Genomic DNA, 1070 nt, shown 5'->3' with positions numbered 1-1070 from the left:
TGTTACCTTGAATCATAATAGTCCTATTTATCAAGGACCTCATATTTTGAGTGCTGGCTTCTGAACTCGGGCACTATCGCTTTCATGTCTGCGACAATCCCCATGTCATCCTTGTCCTTGGCCGTGTCGGTCAGTTCCGTTATGGCCTTGTCCACCGTGGAGAACTCATATTCCCTCACTTTGGCTATCTTTATTTTTCTGTGGAAAGTCGGAAGCGTTATCTCCTTGTCGTTCAATACCTCCTCATATAGTTTCTCCCCGTCGCGCAGCCCGGTGTACTTTATCTCGATACCCTTGGCCCCGCTGAGCTTTATCATCCTTCTGGCGAGGTCGGCGATACGCACAGGCTCCCCCATGTCGAAGACGTAAATCTCTCCGCCGTTGCCCATCGTCCCGGCCTCGATGACAAGTTTGCAGGCCTCGGGAATCAGCATGAAGAAACGGATTATGTCCGGGTGCGTGACCGTGACGGGGCCTCCTCTCTTTATCTGCTCCTGGAATATCGGTATCACCGAGCCGTTCGAGCCGAGCACGTTGCCGAAGCGTGTGGTCACGAACTGCGTGTCGCCCTTCACCTTCCCCTCCTTGAGCGCCCTGTCGAGGCTCTGCACGTAGATCTCGCAGATACGCTTCGAGCAGCCCATGACGTTGGTCGGGTTGACGGCCTTGTCGGTGGAGACCATGACGAATTTCCTTGTGCCGTGCCTCACGGCCAGGTCGGCGATGATCTTGGTGCCGAGTATGTTGTTGACCACGCTCTCGTAGGGGTTGTCCTCCATCATCGGTACGTGCTTGTAGGCGGCCGCATGGAAGACATACTCCGGCTTGTACCGGCTGAAGACGCGCTCCATGATCCTTCGGTCGGCGATGTCGGCAACGATTGTCTCCGATTCTATCCCCGGCCACCGGTCGTGCATCATCATCCTGATGCCGTGCATCGGGGTCTCCGCCTGGTCTATGAGTATCAGCTTAGACGGTGCGTATGCCGCTATCTGCCTCACCATCTCAGAGCCGATGCTCCCGGCTGCCCCCGTGATCATCACCGCATGCCCGTGGAGCAGGCCGGCGGC

1 protein-coding gene is annotated in these 1070 nt (G+C 56.5%); it reads right to left on the bottom strand.

Annotated elements, in window-relative coordinates; translation table 11 throughout:
• Positions 1–23: 23 nt before the first annotated feature.
• A partial coding sequence (locus G7Y39_RS13405; protein WP_165157925.1) for a UDP-N-acetylglucosamine 4,6-dehydratase family protein occupies positions 24–1070 on the bottom strand: 1047 nt, incomplete at its 5' end.

Source organism: Parabacteroides sp. ZJ-118 (assembly GCF_011038785.1).
Classification (GTDB): Bacteria; Bacteroidota; Bacteroidia; order Bacteroidales; family Tannerellaceae; genus Parabacteroides.
This window is presented reverse-complemented; position numbering and strand designations above follow the sequence as displayed.